General features: G+C 72.1%; 24 protein-coding genes. 18 read left to right on the top strand and 6 right to left on the bottom strand.

Going from position 1 to position 24,556, the window contains the following annotated elements; all coding sequences use genetic code 11:
- The 5 genes from AC3EN4_RS03235 to AC3EN4_RS03215 form a co-directional block, all read right to left on the bottom strand.
- Window positions 1-531 carry a DinB family protein gene (locus AC3EN4_RS03235; RefSeq protein WP_435204441.1) on the bottom strand — a complete coding sequence of 177 codons (531 nt, stop codon included), beginning with the start codon at window positions 529-531 and terminating at the stop codon, window positions 1-3.
- Window positions 532-573: 42 nt separating this feature from the next.
- Window positions 574-1,068 (bottom strand): universal stress protein, encoded by a 495-nt coding sequence (locus AC3EN4_RS03230; RefSeq protein WP_422738759.1) that lies wholly within the window; start codon window positions 1,066-1,068, stop codon window positions 574-576.
- A gap of 9 nt (window positions 1,069-1,077) precedes the next feature.
- A complete protein-coding gene (locus AC3EN4_RS03225) occupies window positions 1,078-2,688 on the bottom strand; it encodes an MDR family MFS transporter (protein ID WP_435204440.1) in 1,611 nt (536 codons plus the stop codon).
- Window positions 2,689-2,771: 83 nt separating this feature from the next.
- Window positions 2,772-3,212, bottom strand: coding sequence for a MarR family winged helix-turn-helix transcriptional regulator (locus AC3EN4_RS03220; RefSeq protein WP_435204439.1), 441 nt, complete (start codon window positions 3,210-3,212; stop codon window positions 2,772-2,774).
- Window positions 3,213-3,238: 26 nt separating this feature from the next.
- Entirely contained in the window at window positions 3,239-4,951 is a 1,713-nt protein-coding gene (locus AC3EN4_RS03215; RefSeq protein WP_422738762.1) for an alkaline phosphatase D family protein, read from the bottom strand.
- Between the two features lie 82 nt (window positions 4,952-5,033).
- On the opposite strand from AC3EN4_RS03215, the gene ftsY reads away from it, so the two are divergent.
- The 9 genes from ftsY (at window position 5,034) to AC3EN4_RS03170 (ending at window position 16,746) form a co-directional block, all read left to right on the top strand.
- Window positions 5,034-6,215 carry a signal recognition particle-docking protein FtsY gene (gene ftsY, locus AC3EN4_RS03210; protein ID WP_422738763.1) on the top strand — a complete coding sequence of 394 codons (1,182 nt, stop codon included), beginning with the start codon at window positions 5,034-5,036 and terminating at the stop codon, window positions 6,213-6,215.
- A 6-nt stretch (window positions 6,216-6,221) separates the two neighbouring features.
- Window positions 6,222-7,085, top strand: coding sequence for a phosphotransferase (locus AC3EN4_RS03205; protein WP_355051563.1), 864 nt, complete (start codon window positions 6,222-6,224; stop codon window positions 7,083-7,085).
- 275 nt (window positions 7,086-7,360) lie between these two features.
- On the top strand, window positions 7,361-8,770 hold the full coding sequence (locus AC3EN4_RS03200; RefSeq protein ID WP_435204438.1) for an ammonium transporter: 1,410 nt from the start codon (window positions 7,361-7,363) through the stop codon (window positions 8,768-8,770).
- A gap of 25 nt (window positions 8,771-8,795) precedes the next feature.
- Complete coding sequence (locus tag AC3EN4_RS03195) at window positions 8,796-9,134, top strand: P-II family nitrogen regulator (RefSeq protein ID WP_007456507.1); 339 nt, start codon at window positions 8,796-8,798, stop codon at window positions 9,132-9,134.
- 17 nt (window positions 9,135-9,151) lie between these two features.
- Window positions 9,152-11,482: a [protein-PII] uridylyltransferase gene (locus tag AC3EN4_RS03190; RefSeq protein ID WP_435204437.1), complete on the top strand. Its 2,331-nt coding sequence runs from the start codon at window positions 9,152-9,154 to the stop codon at window positions 11,480-11,482.
- A 585-nt stretch (window positions 11,483-12,067) separates the two neighbouring features.
- Complete coding sequence (locus AC3EN4_RS03185; protein WP_435204436.1) at window positions 12,068-13,264, top strand: sensor histidine kinase; 1,197 nt, start codon at window positions 12,068-12,070, stop codon at window positions 13,262-13,264.
- Window positions 13,261-13,917 carry a response regulator transcription factor gene (locus AC3EN4_RS03180; RefSeq protein WP_396801733.1) on the top strand — a complete coding sequence of 219 codons (657 nt, stop codon included), beginning with the start codon at window positions 13,261-13,263 and terminating at the stop codon, window positions 13,915-13,917. Before AC3EN4_RS03185 ends, AC3EN4_RS03180 begins: the two co-directional genes overlap by 4 nt.
- A gap of 109 nt (window positions 13,918-14,026) precedes the next feature.
- Window positions 14,027-15,580: a signal recognition particle protein gene (ffh, locus tag AC3EN4_RS03175; protein WP_422738768.1), complete on the top strand. Its 1,554-nt coding sequence runs from the start codon at window positions 14,027-14,029 to the stop codon at window positions 15,578-15,580.
- 86 nt (window positions 15,581-15,666) lie between these two features.
- Window positions 15,667-16,746: an amidohydrolase family protein gene (locus AC3EN4_RS03170; RefSeq protein WP_435204435.1), complete on the top strand. Its 1,080-nt coding sequence runs from the start codon at window positions 15,667-15,669 to the stop codon at window positions 16,744-16,746.
- A 505-nt stretch (window positions 16,747-17,251) separates the two neighbouring features.
- Here the strand turns inward: AC3EN4_RS03170 and AC3EN4_RS03165 are convergent.
- Window positions 17,252-17,854, bottom strand: coding sequence for a TetR/AcrR family transcriptional regulator (locus AC3EN4_RS03165; RefSeq protein WP_435204434.1), 603 nt, complete (start codon window positions 17,852-17,854; stop codon window positions 17,252-17,254).
- A gap of 142 nt (window positions 17,855-17,996) precedes the next feature.
- Here AC3EN4_RS03165 and proS point away from each other — a divergent pair, with 142 nt between their 5' ends.
- The 9 genes from proS (at window position 17,997) to lepB (AC3EN4_RS03120) (ending at window position 24,536) form a co-directional block, all read left to right on the top strand.
- The gene (gene proS, locus AC3EN4_RS03160) at window positions 17,997-19,403 is read left to right on the top strand and encodes a proline--tRNA ligase (protein ID WP_435204433.1); all 1,407 of its coding nucleotides are present in this window, start codon (window positions 17,997-17,999) and stop codon (window positions 19,401-19,403) included.
- A 37-nt stretch (window positions 19,404-19,440) separates the two neighbouring features.
- On the top strand, window positions 19,441-20,061 hold the full coding sequence (locus AC3EN4_RS03155) for a ribonuclease FAU-1 family protein (RefSeq protein ID WP_435204432.1): 621 nt from the start codon (window positions 19,441-19,443) through the stop codon (window positions 20,059-20,061).
- A 230-nt stretch (window positions 20,062-20,291) separates the two neighbouring features.
- Window positions 20,292-20,762 (top strand): 30S ribosomal protein S16, encoded by a 471-nt coding sequence (rpsP, locus tag AC3EN4_RS03150; RefSeq protein ID WP_421474950.1) that lies wholly within the window; start codon window positions 20,292-20,294, stop codon window positions 20,760-20,762.
- A gap of 1 nt (window position 20,763) precedes the next feature.
- Window positions 20,764-20,997: an RNA-binding protein gene (locus tag AC3EN4_RS03145; RefSeq protein WP_013284588.1), complete on the top strand. Its 234-nt coding sequence runs from the start codon at window positions 20,764-20,766 to the stop codon at window positions 20,995-20,997.
- Window positions 20,997-21,554, top strand: coding sequence for a ribosome maturation factor RimM (rimM, locus tag AC3EN4_RS03140; protein ID WP_422738772.1), 558 nt, complete (start codon window positions 20,997-20,999; stop codon window positions 21,552-21,554). The genes AC3EN4_RS03145 and rimM overlap by 1 nt, the downstream gene beginning before the upstream one ends.
- An 11-nt stretch (window positions 21,555-21,565) precedes the next feature.
- The gene (trmD, locus tag AC3EN4_RS03135; RefSeq protein WP_435204431.1) at window positions 21,566-22,339 is read left to right on the top strand and encodes a tRNA (guanosine(37)-N1)-methyltransferase TrmD; all 774 of its coding nucleotides are present in this window, start codon (window positions 21,566-21,568) and stop codon (window positions 22,337-22,339) included.
- A 143-nt stretch (window positions 22,340-22,482) separates the two neighbouring features.
- Window positions 22,483-22,839 (top strand): 50S ribosomal protein L19, encoded by a 357-nt coding sequence (gene rplS / locus AC3EN4_RS03130; RefSeq protein WP_421474953.1) that lies wholly within the window; start codon window positions 22,483-22,485, stop codon window positions 22,837-22,839.
- A 181-nt stretch (window positions 22,840-23,020) separates the two neighbouring features.
- Window positions 23,021-23,890 carry a signal peptidase I gene (gene lepB, locus AC3EN4_RS03125; RefSeq protein ID WP_422738774.1) on the top strand — a complete coding sequence of 290 codons (870 nt, stop codon included), beginning with the start codon at window positions 23,021-23,023 and terminating at the stop codon, window positions 23,888-23,890.
- 10 nt (window positions 23,891-23,900) lie between these two features.
- Window positions 23,901-24,536 (top strand): signal peptidase I, encoded by a 636-nt coding sequence (gene lepB, locus AC3EN4_RS03120; RefSeq protein WP_433537471.1) that lies wholly within the window; start codon window positions 23,901-23,903, stop codon window positions 24,534-24,536.
- The last annotated feature ends 20 nt before the right edge of the window (window positions 24,537-24,556 follow it).

The following is a 24,556-nucleotide window of genomic DNA, read 5'->3' as shown; positions in this document are numbered from 1 at the left end:
TCACTCGCCGGTGACGCCGTCGATGCGTTCCCGGATCAGGTCGGCGTGGCCGTTGTGCCGGGCGTACTCCTCGATCATGTGCACGTACACCCAGCGCAGGCTGAAGGTGCGGGTCCCGTCGCTGCGGGTCAGCTCGAACGTTTCGTCCAGGGACCGCCCCTCGACCGCCGCCCGTGCCGCTTCGACCTCGGCTCGGAAGGTGGCGAAGGCGGCCTCGGCGTCGGCGTCGGCCGCCGCATGGAAGTCGGCGTCGTTGTCATTGTCGTAGTCGAAGAGGTCGGGCAGGTCCTGGCGGGCGGCGCGCTGGCGGAACCAGGAACGTTCGACGTCCGTCATGTGCAGGACCAACCCGAGCAGGCTCAGGCCGGACGGCTCGACGCTCGCCGTGCGCAGCTGCTCGGCGGTCAGGCCGGCGCACTTGTGCAGCAGGGTGTCGCGGTGGTAGTCGAGCCAGCCGTCCAGCATGGTGCGCTCATCGGCGACCAGGGGCTCGTGGCTGCGGTCGATCTTCGGTGCTGTCCATGTCGTCATCGGGTCATCCTGCGGCCCGGGTACGACAGTCGCGAGCGGATTTCAGGGCACCACGACGACGGGCCAGTGCCCCTTGCGGACCAGCCGGGTGGCGACCGAGCCGACCAGGCGGTGGCCGGCCTGCTCGGACGCCCCCACCACCACCATGTCCGCCCGGAACTCGTCGGCCGCCCCGCACAGCTCGGTGAACGCGTCGCCGCGCCGGCACAGCAGCGTCACCGGGATGCCCAACTGCTCGGCCCCGCGCCGGCACTCCCGGCGCAGCTCGTCGGCCAGCTCGTCGTGGGTGCGCTGGACCGCGCCGGCGTCCATCCCGGGCACCAGCGAGGTGAGGCCGCTCGCCGAGCTGACGAAGACCACCACCAGGGCGGCGCCCTGCCGGCGGGCCAGCCCGGCGGCGTAGGAGCCGGCCCGCCCGGAGGTCCGTGTGCCGTCGACGCCCACCATGATCACCCGTGGGCCGTCGGTGCCGCGCTCGAAGGGCAGCGAGCTGACCCGGGGGCCGTACTCCTCGCGGTCCGGTGCTCCCACGCTCATGGCTCTACCTCACCTCTGCCCGTCGGCGGGGGTCGCACCGACGCTCACCACAGGATTCGATTCCCGCTCGCCCGTGCCGGAAACCGGGCCGGCGTTGTGCTGCCGCAGCGGCACTTCCCGGATGAAGAGCACCGCGATCAACGCGATCAGCGCGAACGGGGCGGCGGCCAGGAAGATGTCACCGGCGCCGTGGCCGTACGCGGCCTCCACCACGGTCCGCAGCGGGCCGGGCAGGGTGTGCACGTCGGGCAGGGTGCCGCCGCTGCCGGAGTGGGACGCGGGGACGCCGAGCTGGGCCAGTCCGTCGGCGGTGTAGTCCTTGACCTTGTGGGCGAGGACCGCGCCGAGGGCGGAGACGCCGATCGCGCCGCCCAGGCTGCGGAAGAACGCCACCACCGAACTGGCCGCGCCGAGCTCGTGCGGGCCGACGGTGTTCTGCACGGCGAGGACGAGGTTCTGCATGGTCAGGCCCAGGCCGACGCCGATCAGCAGCATGTAGCCGCTGAGCAGGGTGTAGCTGGTGTCCGCGCGGAGCGTGCCCATCAGCGCGAAGCCGACGGTGAGCAGCGCCGAGCCGGCCACCAGGAACCGCTTCCAACGGCCGGTCCTGGTGATGATCCGCCCGCCCACGGTCGAGGCGACCAGCAGGCCGAGGATCATCGGCAGGGTCATCAGGCCGGCCATCGTCGGCGACTCACCCCGGCTGATCTGGAAGTACTGGCCCAGGAAGATCGACGCGCCGAACAGGCCCACGCCCACCGCGACGCTGGCGACGACGGCGAGGGTGATCGTGCGGTTGCGGAACAGCCGCGGCGGGATCATCGGCTCGGCGGCCCGGGTCTCCACCCGGACGGCGAGCGCGCCGAGGAGCAGGGCGCCGAGGACCATGGCGACGGTCTGCCAGGACGCCCAGCCGAACTGGTCACCGGCGAGGGAGACCCAGATCAGCAGCACCGAGACCGCCGCCGTGATCAGGGTGGCGCCCCACCAGTCGATCTGCGCCCGGCGCTTGACCACCGGCAGGTGCAGGGTCTTCTGGAGGACGACCAGCGCGGCGATGGCGAACGGCACGCCGACGTAGAAGCACCAGCGCCAGCCGAGCCAGGAGGTGTCTACGATCACGCCGCCGATCAGCGGTCCGCCGATCGTGCCGACGGCCATCACGGCGCCGAGGTAGCCGCTGTAGCGACCCCGCTCGCGCGGCGCGATCATCGTGGCCATGATCACCTGGGCCAGGGCGGTGAGACCGCCGGCACCGACGCCCTGGAGCACCCGGCACGCGATCAGCTCGCCGGTGCCCTGGGCCAGGCCGGCCAGCACCGAGCCCAGAACGTAGATCCCCAGGGCGAGCTGGACCAGTGTCTTCTTGCTGGTCAAATCAGCTAGTTTGCCCCAAATCGGGGTGGTCGCGGTGGTCGCGAGCAGCGCCGAGGTGACCACCCAGGTGTACGCGGACTGGCCGCCGTGCAGCTCGGTGATGATCCGCGGCAGCGCGTTCGAGACGACCGTGGAGGAGAGGATCGCGACGAACATGCCGAGCAGCAGGCCGGAGAGGGCCTCCAGGATCTGCCGGTGGGTCATGTCGACGGCTGGCGCTCGGGACGCTGTCGCCTGGCTCATCGTGTGGTGCCTCCAGCCCGTACGTATTGATTGCCTCAAGCAACAACCTGACGGGCGATGGCCACATTCCCCACCTCGCGGGGTCATCTCCAGGAATCGTTGAACCGGCCGAGGAGTCGGGCGAACTCCTCCACGTCCCGGGCCGGCCAGTCGTCGAGCGTGCGCAGGAATTCGCCCAACCGGGCGGACCGGGCCACGTCGAACCGATGCTGACCCTCCTCGGTGAGGCTGATCTGCGCCGCCCGCCGGTCACTCGGGTCGGGCTCCCGGCGTACCAGGCCGAGCGCCTCCAACCCGTTGATCTGCCGGCTGAGCGTCCCCTTGCCCACGCCGAGCCGCGCCGCCAGCTCGGTCAGCCGGATCGACCCGCTGCGCCGCAACCAGAGCAGCAGACCGTATGTGTTCGGTTCGAGGGTCGGGTGCACCTCCCGGGCGATCTCCCAGGAGACCGCGCGCCCCCGGCGCAGCAGCGCGGTCAGCTCGTGCTCGACGGCCCGGATCGGCTCCGGCTGATGCTCGCTCACGGCCTAGAGAGTACGGCGAGGGCCGGTCACCCGTCGCCGGAGAGGCGGCGGCTCATCACGGGACGTAGGTGCCCGTCGCTGGTGGTGCCCTCGATGACCACGTCGGCCCGCCGGCCCTGATGGGTCAGGGTGGCGACGGCGTTGCCGAAGTAGGGGCCGGCCAGCTTGCGCCAGCGCACCCCCGGCCGCCGGACACCCGCCGAGCGGGCCAGTGCCCGCGTCGCACCCGCCGGCCCCGACGACCAGCCCATCTTCATCAGCGGGCGGATACCGGCCGGCACCTGGTTGTGGATCGGCGAGCAGGTGAGCTGGTGCACGGGCGTGACCACCGCGGGGTCGGCGAACCGCGCCCGGGCCACGTACGAGTGGTGCACGTCCCCGGAGAGCACGCTGATCGACGCCGGTGGGGCGTACGCCGGGCCGGCCCCGATGCGGGCGCCGGACGCCCTCGGGGTGCCGGTGCCGATCCGGGCGAACGTCTCACCGAGCGCTTCGAAGGACCGCCGGAACGCCGCCCAGTGCTCCAGGTCGAGGGCCCGGCGCAGCTTCTCGGCCGTCCGGGCCACCCACGGCCGGCGCGAGTCGGCCAGCTTCTCGTTCCACGCCTCGATGTGGTGGATGCCCTGGGGCAGCAGCCAGGGCAGCGAGGCGCCCACCACCAGGTGGTCGTAGACGCCGTGCGCCTGGTCGAGGAACCACGACCACTCGCCCGGCGGCAGCATCGCCCGGTGGCCCGGCTCGAGCACCCGGCTGCACCGGTTGTCGAGCATGACCAGCCGGGTACGCCCCAGGTCGAGCGCGTAGCTCCACTGGTACTGCACGGCCCGCCAGCGCTCGGTGTCGTGCGCCAGGTCGGCCTCCTGGTCGACCCGGTGCCCGAACTCGCGCAGCACGCCGGTGGCGTCCTCGGCGGCAACGACCTTCGCGAAGACCGGGTCGGCGGCGATCTCGTCCGGCGCGAGGTTGCCCAGGTGCTGGTAGACCCAGTACGAGGCCAGCCCGCTGCCGATCCGTTCGGCCCACCACGGCTGCTCGCGCATCTCGGCCCGCCACGACGCCGAGGTGTTCCAGTCGTCGATGATCTCGTGATCGTCGAAGATCATCACGCTGGGCACGGTGGAGAGCAGCCAGCGGATCTCCGGGTCGCGCCACGACTCCAGGTAGAGCTTGGTGTACTCGTCGAAGCTCACCACCTGGTCGGCCGGAGCGCCCTTGGGCCGCCGCCGGCGACGGCGCAGCAACCGACGCACGGTCGGCGAGGTGACGTCGGCGTACACCTGGTCACCGAGGAGCACCAGCAGGTCCGGCAGCGGGTTCGACTCCGGGTCGGCCATCAACCGCCGGGCGTACGCGTCCAGGGCGTCCGGCGGGAGCTTGCGGGTGGTGGCGTGCTGGGTGGTCTCCCGGCACGAACCGAAGATCAGGTTGACCGGTTGGTCCAGGTCGTCGGCCGCCCTGGTCCGGATGACGCTGGGCGGGAAGCCGCTGCTCTCCACGGGCCAGACCAGCTCGTCGTCGACCAGCACCTCGTACGTGGTGGTGCTGTCCGGGGTGAGGCCCTCCACCACGACGAGGGCGTAGTGGTGGTCGTACGCCGAGAAGGTGGGTGCGGTGCCGGTGGCGCCGCCGGCCGTGCGGACGGTGACCACGGCGGGCGCGGCGGTCTCCACCCAGATCGTCGCCCGGGTGTCGACCACTCGCCGCAGCAGTGGGCCGATCAGGAGGTGTGCGGCGGGCATGACGCGAGCCTACCGCCGGTTTCCGGGGCCGGCCGGGTGCGGTGGCTGGGACGCCGTCGCCGGCATCTGACAGGATTCCGGCATGGCCGAATATCTCGTCCTCGCTCTGGTCCTGCTCGGTGTGCTGATCGCCGGCACAGTCGGGCTGGTCGTGCCCCGTCTGCGGCGGCGGCCCGAGCCTCCGCTTCCGCGCACCGAGGTCGACACCCGGGCCGAAGAGGATCTCGCCGGTCCGCCGGTCGAGGCACCGGAGTCCGATCTGTCCACCGGTGTCCTGGTCGAGCCGCCGCCGGTGCTCGCGCCGCAGGTGGAGGTGCCCGAGCCGACCGCCGGCCGGCTGGTCCGGCTCCGGTCCCGGCTGTCGCGTTCGCAGAACGTCTTCGGCAAGGGCCTGCTCGGCCTGCTCGCCCGCGACCACCTCGACGAGGACGTCTGGGAGGAGATCGAGGACAGCCTGATCACCGCCGACGTCGGCGTCGACGCGACCCGCGACATCGTCGACCGGCTGCGGGAACGCACCCGGGTGCTGGGCACCCGCTCGGCCGGTGAGCTGCGCGCGCTGCTCGCGGCCGAGCTGGTCAACGCCCTCGACCCCGACATGGACCGCGCGCTGCGGACCGCGCCCAAGGACGGCGTGCCGGCGGTGGTGCTGGTGGTCGGCGTCAACGGCGCCGGCAAGACCACCACCTGCGGCAAGGTCGCCCGGGTGCTGGTCGCCGACGGCCGTAGCGTGCTGCTCGGAGCGGCCGACACCTTCCGGGCCGCCGCCGCCGACCAGTTGCAGACCTGGGGCGAGCGGGTCGGCGCGGAGACCGTGCGCGGCCCCGAGGCGGCCGACCCGGCCAGCGTCGCGTTCGACGCCGTCAAGCGGGGCATCGAGACCGGCGTGGACACGGTGCTCATCGACACCGCCGGTCGCCTGCAGAACAAGGTCGGCCTGATGGACGAGCTGGGCAAGGTCAAACGGGTCGTGGAGAAGCAGGGCCCGATCGACGAGACGCTGCTCATCCTCGACGCCACGACCGGCCAGAACGGTCTGGAGCAGGCCCGGGTCTTCACCGAGGCGGTCAACGTGACCGGCGTGGTGCTGACCAAGCTCGACGGCACCGCCAAGGGTGGCATCGTGATCGCCGTGCAGCGCAAGCTCGGCATCCCGGTGAAGCTCGTCGGCCTCGGTGAGGGCAAGGACGATCTCGCGCCGTTCGACCCGGCGCAGTTCGTCGACGCGCTGCTGGGCACCGAGCCCACTGGACGGGACGCGTAGTCTCGGGTGACCAGTGACGATCGCGCGTACGCGGGCTGGCGTGACCCCGGCCATTCCTCGCAGCGCCTCGGGAGACCGTACGTGACTTCGCAGGAGATCCCGCTGCACGGCGGCAACGTGAGCACCGTGGTCCGGGTGGGCGACACGGTCCGTCGCAACGCCGGGCCGTGGACCCCGTCCGTGCACGCCCTGCTCCGGCACCTGGAGTACGTCGGCTTCACCGGCGCCCCCCGGGCGCTCGGGATGGACGAGCGCAACCGTGAGGTGCTGTCGTACCTGGAGGGGGAGTGCGGGGAGTACCCGCTCGCCCCGCACTGGGTGACCGACGAGGCGCTGGTCACCGTCGCCACCATGCTGCGGATGTTCCACGACGCGCAGTACGGCTTCGCCCCGCCGGCCGGAGCGGTCTGGCGCTCGTTCGGGCCCCCGCCACCGGACACCGAGGTGATCTGCCACCACGACGCCGCCCCGCACAACGTGATCTGGCGTCCGGACGGCACCCTCGGGCTGATCGACTTCGACCTCGCCTCGCCGGGCGCGCGGATCTACGACGTGGCGTACGCGGCGTGGACGTGGGTGCCGATCTTCGCCGACCGGGACTCGATCACGCTGGGCTGGAAGCACCCGGACCGGCCGCGCCGGCTGCGGCTCTTCGCCGACGCGTACGGGCTGATCCCACGGGACCGGCACCGGCTGATCCGTACCATCCGCAAGCGGATCGTGGACCACGTCGAGGGCATCCGCCGGATGGCCGCCGCCGGCGAGCCGGCGTTCGTCCGGATCGTGCACAAGGGGCACCTGCGGCGGCCGATGCGCGACCTGCGGCTGCTCGACTACGAGCGGCATGCTCTGGAGAACGCCCTCCGCTGAGCGCGGATTCGACGATGCTCGGCCGGGCTCGTCAAGCGGACCGGTCGATGGGCCTGACCGGTCGGCCATCGACGTACGCCGTCCGAACGATCCACCATTGTCCATGCCGCGCGCTGTGCGGACTCCGTGACATGTACGAAACAACCCGTCACGAATTGGAAACCCGCACGGGACCCTGGGTGAAACAGCCGGCAACAAAGCTTCCGCGCAACCGGCCTACGGGCGACGCTGCCCCGGAAAGCCGCGAAGGAGGACTTCACCTTTAGGAGGCCAGCGTGCCTGAAGCACCGACGATCGACGGCGCCAATACCACGTGGCTGCTGGTTTCGACCGCGCTCGTGCTGCTCATGACCCCTGGACTGGCGCTGTTCTACGGCGGCCTCAACCGGGCCAAGGGCGTACTCAACATGATGATGATGAGCTTCACGGCAATCGGGCTCATCTCTGTTCTGTGGTGGTTCTACGGCTTCAGCGTCGCCTTCGGGACCGACGTGAACGGTTTCTGGGGAGACCCGGGCGCGTACCTCGGCACCAAGACCTTCCTCGCCGAGTCCGACCTGTGGGGCGCCACGGCGGAGAACCCCAGCGGCATCGGCATTCCGCTCTACGTGTTCATGGCGTTCCAGATGGTCTTCGCCGTGATCACCGTCGCGCTGATCAGCGGTGCCATCGCCGACCGGGCCAAGATCGCCGGCTGGCTGCTGTTCGCGTTCGGCTGGGCCACCCTGGTCTACTTCCCGGTCGCCCACTGGGTGTGGGGCGGCGGCATCATCGGCGGTGACATCCACGCGCTGGACTTCGCCGGCGGTACCGCGGTGCACATCAACGCCGGTGCGGCGGCCCTGGCCGTGGCCCTGGTGCTCGGCAAGCGTCTCGGCTGGCCCCGCGAGGGCATGAAGCCGCACAACATCCCGCTCGTCGCGCTCGGCGCCGGTCTGCTGTGGTTCGGGTGGTTCGGCTTCAACGCCGGTTCGGAACTGACCGTCGACGGTGTCGCCGGCCTCGCCTTCATCAACACCCAGCTCGCCACCGCGGCCGCCGTGCTCGGCTGGATCGCGGTCGAGTGGATCAAGGACCGCAAGCCGACCATGGTCGGTGCCTCGTCCGGTGCCATCGCCGGTCTGGTCGCCATCACCCCGGCCTGTGGCTTCATCGCCCCGTGGGCGTCCGTCCTGCTCGGCATCGTCGCCGGTGCGGTGTGCGCGCTCGCCGTCAGCCTCAAGTACAAGCTGGGCTACGACGACTCGCTCGACGTGGTCGGCGTGCACTTCGTCGGTGGCTGGATCGGCTCGCTCTGGCTCGGCCTCTTCGCCACCAACTCGGTCAACGCCGCGATCAGCGACGTGGTCGGGGCCTCCGACGGCCTGTTCTACGGCGGCGGCGTGACCCAGCTCGGTCGGCAGGCGCTCGCCGGTCTGATCGTCACCGTCTGGTCGTTCGGCATCGCCTGGGTGCTCGCCTTCGCGATCGAGAAGACGATGGGCTTCCGCATCAAGAACGAGGCCGAGGTCGAGGGCATCGACATTGCCGAGCACGCCGAGAGCAGCTACGACCTGTCCCCGGCCGGTGGCGGCACGGGCGGCGCGTTCGCGATGGCCGGCATCGGCACCTCCGGTGGCGCGTCGAGCACCGCCGCTCCCGAGACCGACTCCACCGAGCCGGTCAGCGCCAAGGTCGCCGGTTAACGTTCCTTAGATGGAGGGGTTGGACATGAAGCTGGTGACCGCGGTCATCAAGCCGTACCAGCTGGACGCGGTGAAGGAAGCTCTGCACGCCCTGGGCGTGGCCGGGCTGACCGTCAGCGAGGTCCAGGGGTACGGACGGCAGAAGGGGCACACCGAGGTTTACCGGGGTGCCGAGTACACGGTCGAGTTCCTGCCCAAGATCCGGGTCGAGGTGCTCACCGACGAGATCGACGTGGAGAAGATCGTGGACGCCATCGTCGGCGCCGCCCGTACGGGCAAGATCGGCGACGGCAAGGTGTGGGTCACCGGTGTCGAGGAGGTCGTCCGGGTACGTACCGGCGAGCGCGGCCTCGACGCCCTCTGATCCGGACCACGACCGACATGACCTCGTTGATCAAGAAGGACGCGTCAGGAAACGCCGACAACGGTGACGCGAACCTCTTGATCAACGAGGTCGTCGGCGTACCCGGGGGGATCGGGGAGGCCGCCCGGATGGGGCGGGCGGCCGCGTACGACAAGTTCCTGCGCGGGTTGCTGCCCGCGCGTGACGGTGTCGCGCTGATCGCCGTCGGGGGGTTGGGACGGCGGCAGTGCGCCCCCTACGGCGACCTCGACCTGGTGCTGCTGCACGCCGGAGTGCCCGGCACGGACGAGTTGGCGGCCAAGGTCTGGTACCCGATCTGGGACGCCGGACTGCGCCTGGACCACTCGGTGCGGACCGTCTCCGAGGCCCTGTCGGTGGCCCAGGACGACGTCAAGGTCGCCCTCGGCCTGCTCGACGCCCGCCTGGTGGCCGGCGACCAGGCGCTCGCCGACGCCCTGATCCGCACGGCCGCCGACCACTGGCGGCGGACCGCCGTGCGTCAGCTTCCGGGTCTGCGGGAGGTCACCGTCGCCCGCTGGCAGGCCCACGGCGAGCTGGCCTTCCTCCTCGAAGGCGACCTCAAGGAGGCCGCCGGCGGACTGCGCGACGTGGGATTGCTGCGCGCGATCTCCGCCGCCGGCATCACCGACGCGCTGCGCCCCGCCGTCCGCGCCGCACACCTGCGGCTGCTGGACACCCGCGACGCCCTGCACCAGCAGGTCGGCCGCCGGGTCGACCGACTGGTCGCCCAGGAACGGGACGGCGTCGCCGCGCTGCTCGGCCTACGACAACTCCAGCCCGGCGCGTCTGACGCCGCGCGGCGGCCTGGAGCCGTCGTGGAGGACGGCGACGCCCTGCTACGGCGGGTGGCCGGTGACGCGCGCACGGTCAGCCACGCCCTCGACGACGCCTTCCGTGCCGCCGACCGGCTGCGCTCGGGCCGCTCGCGCGGCGGGAACGGCGCTCCGGTGCGTCGACCGGTGGCCCGGGACGTGGTCGAGCACGACGGGGAACTGGTGCTGGCCCGGACGGCGATCGGCGCGCGTCCCGACCCGAGCCTGTCCCTGCGGGTGGCCGCCGCGGCGGCCACCACCCGGCTGCCCATCGCCCGGGCCACCTGCGAGTGGCTGGCGGCGTACTGCCCTCCGCTGCCCGCGCCCTGGCCGGCCGAGGCTCGGGCCGCGCTCACCACGCTGCTGGGCGCCGGTCCCGGCCTGGTGCCGGCCTGGGAGACCTGCGACAGGTACGGGCTGGTGGACGGCTGGCTGCCCGAGTGGACCCGGCTGCGCAGCCTGCCGCAGCACAACCCGGTGCACCGCTACACCCTCGACCGACACCTCGTGCAGGCCGCCCACGAGGCCAGCAAACACGCCCGTGAGGTGGACCGCCCCGACCTGCTGCTGCTCGGCGCCCTGCTGCACGACATCGGCAAGGGCCTGCCCGGCGACCACAGCACCGTCGGGGTGCCGCTCGCCGAGACGGTGGCGGCCCGGGTCGGGTTGCCCGCCCCGGAGGTGGCGCTGATCGGCACGCTGGTCCGGCTGCACCTGCTCCTGCCCGACGTGGCGACCCGCCGGGACCTCACCGACCCGGTGACCATCGCGTCGGTCGCCGAGGCGGTGGGCGACACCTGCACGCTCGACCTGTTGCACGCCCTGGTCCGCGCCGACGCCGCCGCCACCGGCCCGGCCGCCTGGTCGGACTGGAAAGGCCGACTCGTCGCCGAACTGGTCGCCCGCGTCCGGACCGCCCTGGACACCGGTGTGCTGCCCGAGCCCCCGGCCCCGGACCCGGCGCTGCTGGCCGGGCCACTGCCGGTCGTGCACCTGACCGGTGACCGGGTGGCGGTGGCCGCCGCCGATCGGCGAGGACTGCTCGCCACGGTGGCCGGCTGCCTCGCCCTGCACCGACTGGAGGTGCTCTCCGCCGACGCCTCCGTGGTCGACGGCCGAGCGCTCGTCGAGTGCCGGGTGCAGCCCCGCTACGGCCTGCCGGCCGACCCGGTCCCGCTCCGCGCCGACCTGCGCCGCGCGGTCGCCGGCGATGTGTCCGTCACCCAACGGCTGCGCGGCCGTGCGCTCGCCGCCCGGGGCAGCGGGGCCGCTCCCCGGGTCGTCTGGCACCGCGAGGCCGCCACCGACGCCGTCCTGCTCGAACTCCGCGCGGCCGACGCCGCCGGACTGCTCTACCGGGTGGCCGGCGCGCTGGACGAGGCGGGCGCCCTGGTCCGGGCCGCGCGGATCTCCACCCTCGGCGCGGACGTGGTAGACGCCTTCTACCTGGTAGGTGGCTGGCCGGACGACGCGACCCGGGCCCGCCTGGAGGCCGCTGTCCTCGCCGCCGTCTGATCAGCGGCTGGCCGGACGGCTGGACGACGCGTCCCGGACCTGGCTGGAGGCTGCGGTCCTCGCCGCCGTCTCATCAGCGGCCATCGCCGTACGGCGGCGGGCGTTGGCAGCGGTCGCCCTCGCTGGCGGTCGTGGGCTCGCGGCTGGCGGTCGTGGGCTCGCGCCGGCCGTCGTGGGCCTGCGCTGGTCGTCCTGGGCCCGCACCGGCCGTCATGGGTCCTTTCGGAGTCTAGGAGCGCTCGCAGGCCGCATGGGCTGCTTGGCACGTGATGACTCACTGGCATCAAGATGCCGCAGAGTCATCACGCTCACTGCGGTGTCCGCCCCAGACTTCGGCCGCCAGACGCTGAGCCCTCAGATGCCGTCGGCCCCTTAGACACCTGTGGCGTCGTCGCGCTACCACTGCCGTCCGCGTCTCTGGTCGTCGGCCGTCGGCATCTGTGCGTCGTCGGCCTGCGGAAGGCATGTCAGGCCGAGGCCGGGGATGACGTGGCTGGGTGAGGTGGTGGGTACGTCCCGGGACGTAGCGGCGGTGCCGCTCGTGGGCGCACGTCAGGAGGCGTCTGCGCGGGCAGAATGACGGCCATGCGAGCGAACGGGTGGTGGGGGCGGAACGCGGTGGCGGACGCCGTGCTCGCCCTCGTGCTGCTCGGGTTCGGACAGCTCGCCACCGGGCTGGCCGGGCAGAATCAGCCGGGGTCCCGGCCGGTCGACGGCCTCTGTCGCGTCCTGCTCGTGGTCGCCACACTGGCCCTGGCGGGCCGCCGGTACGCCCCGGTCGCCACGCTCGTCGTCGTCACGGTCGCCACCTCGACGTACCTGGTGCTCGGCTACCCGTACGGGCCGATCCTGCTCGCCTTCCTGGTCGCGGTCTACACGGTGGCGGTGCGACTGCCGGTGCGTCCGGCGGCGTTCGCCGCCGGTGGCGCGTTCGTGGTGTTGCTGGCGCACGTTTTCGTCTCGCGCGGCCCCGCGCCGGGCTGGACCGGAGTGCTCCCCGCGTCGGCCTGGGTGGTCGTACCGTTCGCGGTGGGTGTGGTGGTGCGGGTCAGCCGGGAGGCGGCCGCCCGTACCCGCGCCGAGGAGGCCCGTGAGCGTGCCGAACAGGCCCGGCGGCAGGCCGACGAGGAACGGCTGCGCATCGCCCAGGAGGTGCACGACGTGGTGGGGCACGGGTTGGCCGCGATCAGCATGCAGGCGGAGATCGCCCTGCACCTGCTGCCGAAACGGCCGGAGCAGGCGGAGGTCGCGCTGACCGCGATCAGCCGTTCCAGCCGCGAAGCGCTGGACGAGCTGCGGGTCACGTTGGGCGCGGTGCGGCGGGGCGCGGAGCGTGAACCGGTGCCCGGTCTGGCGCGGCTCCCCGCACTCTGCGAACGCCTGGCGGGTGCCGGTCTCGTCGTCGACCTGCGCCTGGTCGGTGACCCGCGGGAGGTGCCGGCGGCGGTGGACCTGGCCGCGTACCGGGTGGTGCAGGAGGCGTTGACGAACGTGCTGCGGCACGCGGGGGTGGCTCGGGCCGAGGTGACCGTGGGCTACCGGGCCGACGAGTTGACCGTCGAGGTCACCGACCGGGGCGTCGGCGCCGACGGCCGATTCGACGCGGCCGACGACCTCGACGTGACCGCTGGCCGGAGCGGCGGGTACGGCCAGGCCGGCGGGCACGGACTGGCCGGGATGCGGGAGCGGGTGACGGCGCTGGGCGGGCAGTTGACCGTCGGACCGGGCCCGGCCGGCGGGTTCCGGGTCCGGGCCCGGCTGCCGGTGGAGCCGTCCCGGTGATCCGGGTGCTGATCGCCGACGACCAGGACCTGGTCCGCCTCGGGCTGCGCGCGCTGGTGGAGAGCGAGGACGACCTGGCGCTCGCCGGAGAGGCCGCCGACGGGCTGCGGGCGGTGGAGTTGGCCCGCCGGGAGCGGCCGGACGTCGTGCTGATGGACATCCGGATGCCGGGCATCGACGGGATCGAGGCGACCCGCCGGATCGTCGCCGATCCCGATTTGACCGGTACGCGGGTGGTGGTGCTCACCACCTTCGAGCTGGACGAGTACGTCTTCGACGCGCTGCGCCACGGCGCGAGCGGCTTCCTCACCAAGGACACCCGGCCGCCGGAGCTGCTGCGCGCGATCCGGCTGGTCGCCGAGGGGGAGGCGCTGTTGTCGCCCTCGGTGACCCGCCGGGTGGTGCGGGAGTTCGCCACCCGACCGTCGCGGGCACCCCGTCCGCACCCCCGGCTGGACACGCTCACCGACCGGGAACGCCAGGTGGTCGGCCTGGTCGGTGAGGGACTGAACAACGAGGAGATCGCCGCCCGGTTGGTGGTCAGCCCGGCGACCGCCCGGACCCACGTCAGCCGGGCGATGGGCAAGCTGGCAGCCCGGGACCGGGCCCAGCTCGTCGTCTTCGCGTACCAATCGGGCTTGGTTTCGGGGTGAGGCCGGGCCGCCAGCGGCCGTGCGGTCGGGCGGCTACCCTAGCGGTGGCCGGACTCCGCAGTGCCGGTCGCGTTGTGCCCGCCGGAACACTGACAAACGGGATGTTCGCGTGTTTGACACCTTGAGTGACCGCCTGTCCGGGATCTTCACCAAGCTCCGCGGCAAGGGACGGCTCACCGACGCCGACATCGACGCCACCGCGCGCGAGATCCGCCTTGCGCTGCTGGAGGCGGACGTCGCGCTGCCGGTGGTCAAGGGCTTCATCGCGGCCGTCAAGGAGCGTGCCCGCGGCGCCGAGGTCTCCCAGGCGCTCAACCCGGCCCAGCAGATCATCAAGATCGTCAACGAAGAGTTGATCAAGGTGCTCGGCGGCGAGGGGCGGCGGCTCCAGTTCGCCAAGCAGCCGCCGACCGTGATCATGCTGGCCGGCCTCCAGGGTTCCGGTAAGACCACCCTGGCCGGCAAGCTGGCCCGCTGGCTCAAGGGCCAGGGCCACCAGCCGCTGCTGGTCGCCGCCGACCTCCAGCGTCCCAACGCCGTCGGGCAGCTCCAGGTGCTCGGTGGTCGCGCCGGGGTCGAGGTGTACGCCCCGGAGCCCGGCAACGGCACCGGTGACCCGGTGCAGGTGGCCCGCGCGTCGATCGAGCACGCCAAGCGCGCCGCCCGCGACATCGTCATCGTCGACACCGCCGGCCGCCTCGGTATCGACGCCGAGATGATGCAGCAGGCCGCCGACATCCGTGACGCCGTCTCGCCGGACGAGGTCATCTTCGTCATCGACGCGATGGTCGGTCAGGACGCCGTACGCACCGCCGAGGCGTTCCGCGACGGCGTCGGCATCACCGGTGTGGTGCTCTCCAAGCTCGACGGCGACGCCCGTGGTGGTGCCGCGCTGTCGGTGCGCGAGGTCACCGGGCAGCCGATCCTGTTCGCCTCCACCGGCGAGAAGTTGGAGGACTTCGACGTCTTCCACCCCGACCGGATGGCCAGCCGGATCCTCGGCATGGGCGACGTCCTCACTCTGATCGAGCAGGCCGAGCAGGCCTTCGACTCCGATCAGAAGGAGAAGATGACCGCCAAGCTGATGGGCGGCGAGCAGTTCACCCTGGACGACTTCCTCGACCAGCTCATCGCGGTACGGCGGATGGGCCCGATCGCCAACGTGCTGGCCATGATGCCGGGCATGGGGCAGATGAAGGACCAGCTCGCCGAGTTGGACGACAGCCACTTCGACCGGGTCACCGCGATCATCCGTTCGATGACCCCGGGCGAGCGGACCAACCCGAAGATCATCAACGGTTCCCGCCGGGCGCGTATCGCCAACGGCTCCGGGGTCACCGTGATGGACGTCAACCAACTGCTGAACCGCTTCGCCGACGCGCAGAAGATGATGAAGCAGATGGGCGGCATGATGGGTCTGCCCGGCGGCGGTCGGCGCAAGGCCACCAAGAGCCCGAAGAACAAGCGCAAGGGCACCAAGGGCGGCGGTCGTCCGCGTACCGGCGCCGGGATGCCGGCCGGCTTCCCGGGTGGCATGCCGCAGCTTCCGCCGGGGATGGACCCGAACGACCTGGCCGCCGGCCAGGGCCTCCCGCCCGGCTTCAAGCTGCCGAAGATCGACTTCAACAAGCTCGGCAAGGGCGGCGACAAGGGCCCGCGCTGACGCGGGCGCCTTTCCTGCCTGCGTTGACCGCCGGGAAGAACGACCTGCTCGCCCCCGACGAGGAGTGATCGGGTAGGACTGTGCGCATGGCCCTTCATGTGCGCGGCGTGCTGCTCCCCGACGACGAGGTCCGGGACCTCTGGCTGGTCGGCGACCGGGTGACCTTCACCCCGGTACCCGACGCGGAGACCGTCGTGGACGGCGGCTTCGTGCTGCCGGGCCTGGTCGACGCACACTGCCACATCGGCATCGCCCGAGGTGGCGCCCCGATCACCTCGCTCGACCAGGCCCGTGACCTGGCTCGGCTCGACCGGGACGCCGGGGTGCTGGCGATCCGGGACGCCGGCTCGCCGTACCCGTACCCCGAGTTGGACGACGAACCCGACCTGCCGCGACTGGCCCGCGCGGGCCGGCACGTCGCCCCGCCGAAGCGGTACCTGCGGGACATCGGCGTCGAGGTCGACGCCACCGACGTGACGGCCACGGTGGCCGCCCAGGCGAAGGCCGGCAACGGCTGGGTCAAGCTGGTCGGCGACTGGATCGACCGGGGCGTCGGCGACCTCGCGCCGGCCTGGGACGCGGACACCCTCACCGCCGCCGTGCGGGCCGCGCACGACGCCGGGGTACGCGCCGCGGTGCACACCTTCTCCGAGTCGGCCGTCGAGATCATGGTGCGCGCCGGGGTGGACTCGGTCGAGCACGGCACCGGCCTGAGCCTCGACCTGATCGACGAGATGGCCCGCCGGGGCACCGCTCTCGTCCCCACGATGATCAACATTGCGACCTTCGGCGGGATCGCCGAGCAGGCGCGGGCCAAGTTCCCCGGGTACGCCGAACACATGCTCGCGCTGCGCGACCGCTTCCCCGACGTGGTGCGGGCCGCACACGAGGCCGGCGTGCCGATCTACGTGGGCACCGACGCCGGCGGCGGCATCGACCACGGACTGGCCGCCGAGGAGATGTTGCTGCTGCACGAGCGCGCCGGCATGCCCGCCGAGGACGTACTCGCCGCCGCCTCCTGGGGCGCCCGGGAGTGGCTCGGCTTTCCCGGGCTGGTCGAGGGCGGTCTCGCCGACCTCACCGTCTACCCCGAGGACCCCCGCCGCGACCTGGGGGTCGTCCGCGCCCCGTCCCGCACGATCCTGCGCGGCCAAGTGGTGCGCTGACTCGTCCGCGCTGGGCTGGGCTGGGCCGCGCTGGGCTGCGCTGGGCTGGGCTGCGCCGCGCAAGATCGCGCTCGATCCTGGTTGTAGTGGCCTCAGCATTCGCGGGATGCCACTACAACCAGGGTGTAGCACGATCTTGCCGCCCAAGATCCGCACAACATCAGGGATGTTGCTGCTTCCGGCGCGTCTGAGGCAGCAACATCGGTGATGTTGTGAGGATCTTGGGCGCGGGGCGCGGGGCGCGGGGCGCGGGGCGCGGGGCGCGGGGCGCGGGGCGCGGGGCGCGGGGCGCGGGGCGCGGGGCGCGGGGCGCGGGGCGCGGGGCGCGGGGCGCGGGGCGCGGGGCGCGGGGCCTTCCCACGCCGATCTTGCACTTTCTGCGCGGACTTATTTCGCGAACATGGACATGTCGGCGTCAGTAAGTGCAAGATCGGCGCGTGGGGCGCGTGGGGCGCGTGGGGCGCGTGGGGCGCGTGGGGCGCGTGGGCGCGTGGGCGTGGGCGGGTCAGGGGCGCCGGGTGGCGGCGGCGGTGAAGAGGTGTACGGCCAGGTCGGCGAGGGCCGTCGCGGTCTGCTCGATCGGTGCGCCGGGGAGCACGATGTGGCTCACCACGAGGCGGACGATCGTGTCGGCGGCGAAGGCCAGCGCGGTCGGGTCCGCGCCCGGCAGGTGGTCGCCGGCCCAACCGAGCAGCGCGTCCGAGGCTTCGGTGAGGACCACCTCGGCCCGGGTGGTGAGGTACGGCAGTAGTTCGTCCGAGCCGCCTCGGGCGCTGGTCAGGATCGCTTTGACCAGTGGATTGTCCGCCGCGGTGGCGAGGGTGTGCGCGATCGCCGCGTACGCGCCGGCGCGTACGTCGGAGCCGTGTGCGTCCAGCGCCTCGCGGACGTCGCCCACGAAACGGTCCACCTCGCGCCGGGCGAGCGCCTCGGCCAGGCCGGCCTTGCTGCCGAACTCGTTGTAGACGGTCTGCCGGCTCACACCGGCGGCCGTGGCCACCCCGCCCATCCGTACCGCGTCCCAGCCGGCGGCGATGGTCCGCGCGCGGGCCGCGTCCACGATCGTGTCCCGAAGCCGCTGGCGCGGTGAGCCCGTCGTCGCAGTCATGATGGTCGAACTCTACCCGCGCCGCCGGCCGACCCACCGCCGCCTCGTGGCGGCCGGGGCGCGCCGCGCGACGCCTCCCGCGGCGCGGCGCGACGCCTCCCGGGCGCGGCGGCGCCTCACCTGGCGCATAGGATGTGCGGTCATGGCTCGCGTGCTCACTCCCCGTGCGGAAGACTTTCCCCGCTGGTACCAGGACCTGATCGCCAAGGCGAAGCTGGCCGACAACGGCCCGGTCCGGGGGACCATGGTCATCCGACCGGCCGGCTACGCCATCTGGGAGCGGATGCAGGCCGAGATGGACGACCGGATCAAGGCGGCCGGCGCGGAGAACGCGTACTTCCCGCTGTTCATCCCGGAGAGCTACCTCAAGCGTGAGGCCGAGCACGTCGAGGGCTTCTCGCCGGAGCTGGCGGTCGTCACCCACGGTGGAGGCAAGCAGCTCGCCGAGCCGGTGGTGGTGCGTCCCACCAGCGAGACGGTGATCGGCGAGTTCATGGCCAAGTGGATCGACTCGTACCGGGACCTGCCGCTGCTGCTCAACCAGTGGGCGAACGTGGTCCGGTGGGAGCTGCGCCCGCGGGTCTTCCTGCGGACCAGCGAGTTCCTCTGGCAGGAGGGGCACACCGCGCACGCCACCCGCGAGGACGCGCGGGCGTACGCGCGGCGGATCCTGCACGAGGCGTACGAGGACCTGATGGTCAACGTGCTCGGCATCCCCGTGGTGGTGGGCCTCAAGACCGCCCGTGAGCGGTTCGCCGGGGCGACCGCCACGTACACCTGCGAAGGCATGATGGGCGACGGCAAGGCGCTCCAGCTCGGCACCAGCCACGAGTTGGGCCAGAACTTCGCCAAGGCGTTCGACATCAGCTACTCCTCCAAGGAGGGCGGCCGGGAGCACGCCTGGACGACCTCGTGGGGCACGTCGACGCGGATGCTCGGCGGTCTGATCATGGCGCACGGCGACGACAACGGCCTGCGGGTGCCGCCGCGGCTGGCGCCCATCCAGGCGTACATCATGATCGTCAAGGATGGCGAGGGCGTCGCGGAAGCGGCGGCCAAGCTGCGCGACGGCCTGCGCGACGCCGGCGTCCGGGTCGCGCTCGACGACCGGACCGACACCGCGTTCGGCCGCCGGGCCGTCGACGCCGAGCTGCGCGGCTATCCGGTACGCGTCGAGGTCGGTCCCCGCGACCTGGCCGCCGGTAACGCGACGGTGGTACGCCGTACCGATGGGTCGAAGTCCCCGACGGCGGTGGCCGACGTGGTCGGCGCGGTCCTCGCGGCGCTGGAGGAGGACCAGAAGGCGCTGCACGACCAGGCGCTGGCCCACCGGCAGTCCCGCACGGTCGAGGTGTCGACCCTGGCCGAGGCGATCGAGGCGGCCGCCACCGGCTGGGCCAAGGTGCCGTGGTCGGCGGTGGGCGTGGCCGGCGAGGCCGAGGCGAACGGTCAGGGCGTGACGGTGCGCTGCCTGCTGCGGGCCGACGGCTCGGTGCCGGACTCGGAGGACGAGCCCGACCTGGTGGCCATCCTCGCCCGCGCCTACTGAGGTGCTTGTCGACCGGTTTCAGCCGGGTCGGCTGATCATGCATCGCAACGTGCGGCACGGCCGGATCGGCTGGGTACGCCCGGGGCGGGTGGTCAGCGACGACGAGCGGGGCCTGCTGGTCTGGATCGCCCGGGACTCGCCGGTGGCGCACGAGGTCACCGAGGCGGGGCTCAACATGCGGGCCATGCCGTTCGCCCAGTGGGTCTCGTCGTCGTACCGGTTGGCGCACGGGCGGTGGAACGGTCCGCCGTTGCTGAAGTTCCTGCCCACCGGGGCGGCGCACTCGGTCTGGTGGTTCCGGGACGCACAGGGTCGGTTCGCCCACTGGTACGTCAACCTGGAGGAGCCCGGCGTCCGCTGGGACGACGGCCCGGTGGCCGGTGTCGACGTGGTGGACCAGGACCTCGACGTGGTGGTACGCCCGGACCTGAGCTGGGAGTGGAAGGACGAGGACGAGTTCGTCGAGCGGCTCGCCTTCGGCGACGACTACTGGGTGACCGACGAGAAGGCGGTCCGCGCCGAGGGGGAGCGGGTGATCGCGCTCGCCGAGGCCGGCGCGTTCCCGTTCGACGGCACCTGGGTCGACTTCACCCCACCCGCGGATTGGGACGTACCGGACGAACTGCCGCCAGGGTGGGACCGTCCGCCGGTGCGGTGACGGGTGTTCCGGATCACCGGTGACGTGGTGTCCGGGTCCGGTGCGAAAGATCGGCGTCGGATCTGGCAGAATGGGTCGCTGGTATCCGGCGCGCGTCCGGCGCCCTCTAACCCGGGCACGTCGCCAGTCCACCGAGTTGTCTCCGGCCCAACCCCACTGTGCCGGTCGGCGCTCACCCATGCACACCGCCCGTAGTGGGCTGGTGAGATCGCAACAGGAGCGAAACAACTGTGGCCGTAAAGATCCGGCTCCTGCGGATGGGCAAGATCCGCAACCCGCAGTACCGCATCGTCATCGCCGACTCGCGCACCAAGCGTGACGGCCGGGCGATCGAGTTCGTCGGGGTGTACCAGCCGAAGGAGGACCCTTCGGTCATCGAGGTCAAGTCGGAGCGGGTCCAGTACTGGCTGTCCGTCGGCGCCCAGCCGAGCGAGGCGGTGCAGCGGCTGCTGGAGCTGACCGGTGACTGGCAGAAGTTCAAGGGTCTGCCGGCCCCGCCGCCGCTGAAGGTCGCCCCCGAGCGGGCCGACCGCAAGGCGGCGTACGAGGCCGAGGCGAAGGCCGCCGCCGGGCTGGCCCCGGAGACCCCGGCCAAGCCGGCCAAGAAGGCCGCCAAGGCCACCGAGGCTCCGGCTGCCGAGGCCCCGGCGACCGAGGCTCCGGCCGAGACCCCCGCCGCCGACGCCGGTGAGCAGGCCTGACATGCCTCTGCGTCCCGCGTTGGAGCACCTGGTCAAGGGCATCGTCGACCACCCGGACGACGTCCGGGTCCGGATGGTCGATTCCCGTCGGGGCAAGCGGCTGGAAGTCCGCGTGCACCCCGAGGACCTCGGCACGGTGATCGGGCGGTCCGGCCGGACCGCCAAGGCGCTGCGTCAGGTGATCGGCTCCATCGGTGGGCGCGGCGTACGCGTCGACATCGTCGACTCGTACTGATGCAGCTCGTCGTCGGAAGGGTCGGCAAGCCGCACGGTATCCGCGGTGAGGTCACCGTGGAGGTGCGGACCGACGAGCCCGAAGCGCGGTTCGCCCCCGGCACAGTGCTCAGCACTGAGCCGGGGGCGGTTCCGCCGCCCGCGCCCGCTGACGGGCCGGGCGTGCCGTTCCGGGTGCCGGCAAAGCTGACCATCGAGCAGGCCCGGTTCCACCAGGGTCGGCTCCTGGTCGCCTTCGACGGGATCCTGGACCGCAACACCGCCGAGGCGCTGCGCGGCACCCTGCTCGTGGTGGACAGCGCCGACGTCGAGCCTCCGGAGGACCCGGAGGAGTTCCACGACCACCAGTTGGTGGGCCTCGCGGTGGTCACCCCGTCCGGCGAACACCTGGGCGAGGTCGCCCGCATCGACCACGCGCCCTCGTCCGACCTGCTGGTGCTGCGGCGGCCCGAGGGGCGTACCGCGTTGATCCCGTTCGTCCGGGCGATCGTCCCGGAGGTCGACCTGGCCGGTGGACGCGTGATCGTCGACCCGCCGGCCGGACTGCTCGATCTTTAGGACCACCCCGCATGCGCGTCGACGTCGTGTCGATCTTCCCCGAGTACTTCGCCCCGCTGGACCTGTCCCTGATCGGCCGGGCCCGCGCCAACGGCGTACTCCAGCTCGCCGTGCACGACCTGCGGACCTGGACCCACGACGTGCACCGCACGGTCGACGACACCCCGTACGGCGGCGGCCCCGGGATGGTGATGAAGCCCGAGCCGTGGGGTGCGGCGCTGGACGCGCTCGCGCCGGCCGAGGCCGCACCGCCCCGACTGCTGGTGCCGTCGCCGGCCGGCGTCCCGTTCACCCAGGCCATGGCCCACGAGCTGGCCGCCGAGCCGCACCTGCTCTTCGCCTGCGGCCGGTACGAGGGGATCGACCAGCGGGTCCTGACGCACGCCGCCACCCGCATGCCGGTCACCGAGGTGTCGCTCGGCGACTACGTGCTCTTCGGCGGCGAGGTCGCCGTGCTGGTCATCCTGGAGGCGGTCACCCGACTGCTGCCCGGGGTGCTGGGCAACGCCGGCTCGCTGGACGAGGAGTCGCACGCGCACGGGCTGCTGGAAGCGCCGATCTACACGAAGCCGCCGAGCTGGCGCGGGCACGACGTGCCGGACGTGCTCCGCTCCGGCGACCACGGAAAGATCGCCCGCTGGCGGCGCGAGGAAGGGCTGCTGCGCACCGCCGCCCGACGTCCGGACCTGCTGGCCGCGCTGCCCGCCGATCGGCTCGACAAACGGGACATCGCGGCGCTGGAACGGGCCGGATTTCAGCCATCGCCGGGGGATGTGGCAAAGTAGGGAGGTTGCCGTATCCGTCCGCGCCCGCGGGCGGCTGCGAGGATCCCCGACCGGGGTCGGCCCGCCGACCACCACCCGGGAATCAGAATCACCCATCCGCGCACCGAGTGACGGTGCGCCGTGAGCCTTACGAGGACGCAGCGATGAACATCCTGGACGCCCTTGACGCCCAGTCGAAGCGGACCGACATCCCCGACTTCCGTGCCGGTGACACCGTCAAGGTGCACGCGCGGGTCGTCGAGGGCAACCGGTCCCGTGTCCAGATCTTCCAGGGCGTCGTGATCCGCCGCCAGGGTGACGGTCTGCGCGAGACCTTCTCGGTCCGCAAGGTCAGCTTCGGTGTCGGCGTCGAGCGGACCTACCCGCTCAACGGCCCGGGCATCGACCGGATCGAGGTCGTGACCCGCGGTGACGTGCGTCGCGCCAAGCTCTACTACCTGCGCGAGCTGCGCGGCAAGAAGGCCAAGATCAAGGAGAAGCGGGAGAAGCAGCCCAGCTGACTTCCCGTTCGCCACGCCGCCTGAACTGCGCGTATGCCGTACCGACCGGACCGCACTACCCTGGTCGTACGGGCGCAGTCAGGCGGCGGCCCCGCCGACGAGGCGGGCAGCCGTCCACAACCGCCCGTGGAGCCTCGACGAGGCTCCCGGGCGGTGGTGTTTCTGCGGACCGGGGAGTGGCGTGGTGCAGACGCTTGACGAGGACGGCACCGTCGATCCGTGGCGCCGGCGGGTTCGCCGCACCCGGCGTCAGATGCCCCTCTGGCAGGAGCTTCCGCTGCTGCTGGTGGTGGCCTTCTGCCTCGCGGTGCTGATCCGCACGTTTCTGCTCCAGGCCTTCTTCATCCCGTCCGGTTCGATGGAGGACACCCTCCTGATCGGCGACCGGGTGCTGGTCAACAAGGTCGTCTACGACGTTCGTGACCCGGTGCGCGGCGAGGTGGTGGTGTTCCGGGGCACCGACCGCTGGGCCCCCCAGGTCGACGAGCAGCCGGAGCCCGGGTTCGCCGGCAAGCTCGCCCGGACCGTCGGCGACCTGGTCGGGGTCAGCCGCCCCGGCGAGAAGGACTTCATCAAGCGGGTGATCGGCGTGCCCGGTGACCGGGTGAAGTGCTGCGACTCGCAGGGGCGGGTCACCGTGAACGGGACCCCGCTCGACGAGTCGTACGTGCTGCGTGATTCGCCGCTGGACCTGCCACCGAACGCCCAGGAGTGCCGCTCCCGGCGTTTCGACGAGGTGGTCGTACCCCCGGGTCAGATCTTCGTGATGGGCGACCACCGCGAGGTCTCCCAGGACGCGCGCTGCCAGGGGCCGGTGCCGATCGACAACGTCGTCGGCCGGGCGTTCATGGTGGTGTGGCCGTCGTCGCGCTGGGCGGCGCTGTCGGTGCCGGCGACGTTCGACGACGTGGCCGCGCCGGCCACGGCCGCCTCCGGCGCACCGCCGGTCCGCCCGTCCCCGGAGGGCGGTGTGCTGCTGATCCTCCCGTTGACGGTCGCGCTGAGGGGTTCCCGCGCGTTCCGGACGGTGACGTCCGGCTCGGCAACGTAGGCTCCTTGGCGTGATTGACGAGCAGACCGACAAGCCGCGTAGCTCCTTCTGGAAGGAGCTGCCGATCCTGCTGGGTGTGGCGATCCTGGTCGCGGTGCTGGTCCGCGCCTTCGTGCTGCAGACCTTCTTCATCCCTTCCCCGTCCATGGAGAACACTCTCAAGATCGATGACCGCGTGCTGGTCAACAAGCTGGTCTACGACTTCCGGTCACCGCACCGCGGCGAGGTGATCGTCTTCAAGGCCCCCACCGAGTGGAGCGGCAACCCCGACGGTGAGGACTTCATCAAGCGGGTCATCGGCGTCGGCGGCGACCACGTGGTCTGCTGCGACCCGCAGGAACGGCTGATGATCAACGGCAAGTCGCTCGACGAGCCGTACATCTTCTCCATCGACGGCGTCCGCGACAAGGCGGCCGACCAGGAGTTCGACATCACCGTGCCGAAGGGGCGGCTCTGGGTGATGGGCGACCACCGGTCCGCCTCGGGCGACTCGCTGGAGCACTGGCAGCAGTCCGGGCAGAACATCACCGAGGCCACCATCCCCGAGGGGGAGGTGGTCGGGCGGGCGTTCACCGTCTTCTGGCCCGTCAACCGGGCCACCTGGCTGACCGTGCCCGACCAGTTCGACGGCATTCCCAAGCCCTAGAACGGGCGGGGGCGTGGGCG

Source organism: Micromonospora sp. bgisy143 (assembly GCF_057708145.1).
Note: the sequence above shows the minus strand (reverse complement) of the source record. Positions and strands in the feature narration are given on the sequence as shown.

Coding starts and splice junctions, on each gene's coding strand:
- AC3EN4_RS03235 (WP_435204441.1), bottom strand. CDS start 531: ATGACGACATGGACAGCACCGAAGATCGACCGCAGCCACGAGCCCCTG.
- AC3EN4_RS03230 (WP_422738759.1), bottom strand. CDS start 1,068: ATGAGCGTGGGAGCACCGGACCGCGAGGAGTACGGCCCCCGGGTCAGC.
- AC3EN4_RS03225 (WP_435204440.1), bottom strand. CDS start 2,688: ATGAGCCAGGCGACAGCGTCCCGAGCGCCAGCCGTCGACATGACCCAC.
- AC3EN4_RS03215 (WP_422738762.1), bottom strand. CDS start 4,951: ATGCCCGCCGCACACCTCCTGATCGGCCCACTGCTGCGGCGAGTGGTC.
- ftsY (WP_422738763.1), top strand. CDS start 5,034: ATGGCCGAATATCTCGTCCTCGCTCTGGTCCTGCTCGGTGTGCTGATC.
- AC3EN4_RS03195 (WP_007456507.1), top strand. CDS start 8,796: ATGAAGCTGGTGACCGCGGTCATCAAGCCGTACCAGCTGGACGCGGTG.
- AC3EN4_RS03190 (WP_435204437.1), top strand. CDS start 9,152: ATGACCTCGTTGATCAAGAAGGACGCGTCAGGAAACGCCGACAACGGT.
- AC3EN4_RS03185 (WP_435204436.1), top strand. CDS start 12,068: ATGCGAGCGAACGGGTGGTGGGGGCGGAACGCGGTGGCGGACGCCGTG.
- AC3EN4_RS03170 (WP_435204435.1), top strand. CDS start 15,667: ATGGCCCTTCATGTGCGCGGCGTGCTGCTCCCCGACGACGAGGTCCGG.
- AC3EN4_RS03165 (WP_435204434.1), bottom strand. CDS start 17,854: ATGACTGCGACGACGGGCTCACCGCGCCAGCGGCTTCGGGACACGATC.
- proS (WP_435204433.1), top strand. CDS start 17,997: ATGGCTCGCGTGCTCACTCCCCGTGCGGAAGACTTTCCCCGCTGGTAC.
- AC3EN4_RS03155 (WP_435204432.1), top strand. CDS start 19,441: ATGCATCGCAACGTGCGGCACGGCCGGATCGGCTGGGTACGCCCGGGG.
- AC3EN4_RS03145 (WP_013284588.1), top strand. CDS start 20,764: ATGCCTCTGCGTCCCGCGTTGGAGCACCTGGTCAAGGGCATCGTCGAC.
- rimM (WP_422738772.1), top strand. CDS start 20,997: ATGCAGCTCGTCGTCGGAAGGGTCGGCAAGCCGCACGGTATCCGCGGT.
- trmD (WP_435204431.1), top strand. CDS start 21,566: ATGCGCGTCGACGTCGTGTCGATCTTCCCCGAGTACTTCGCCCCGCTG.
- rplS (WP_421474953.1), top strand. CDS start 22,483: ATGAACATCCTGGACGCCCTTGACGCCCAGTCGAAGCGGACCGACATC.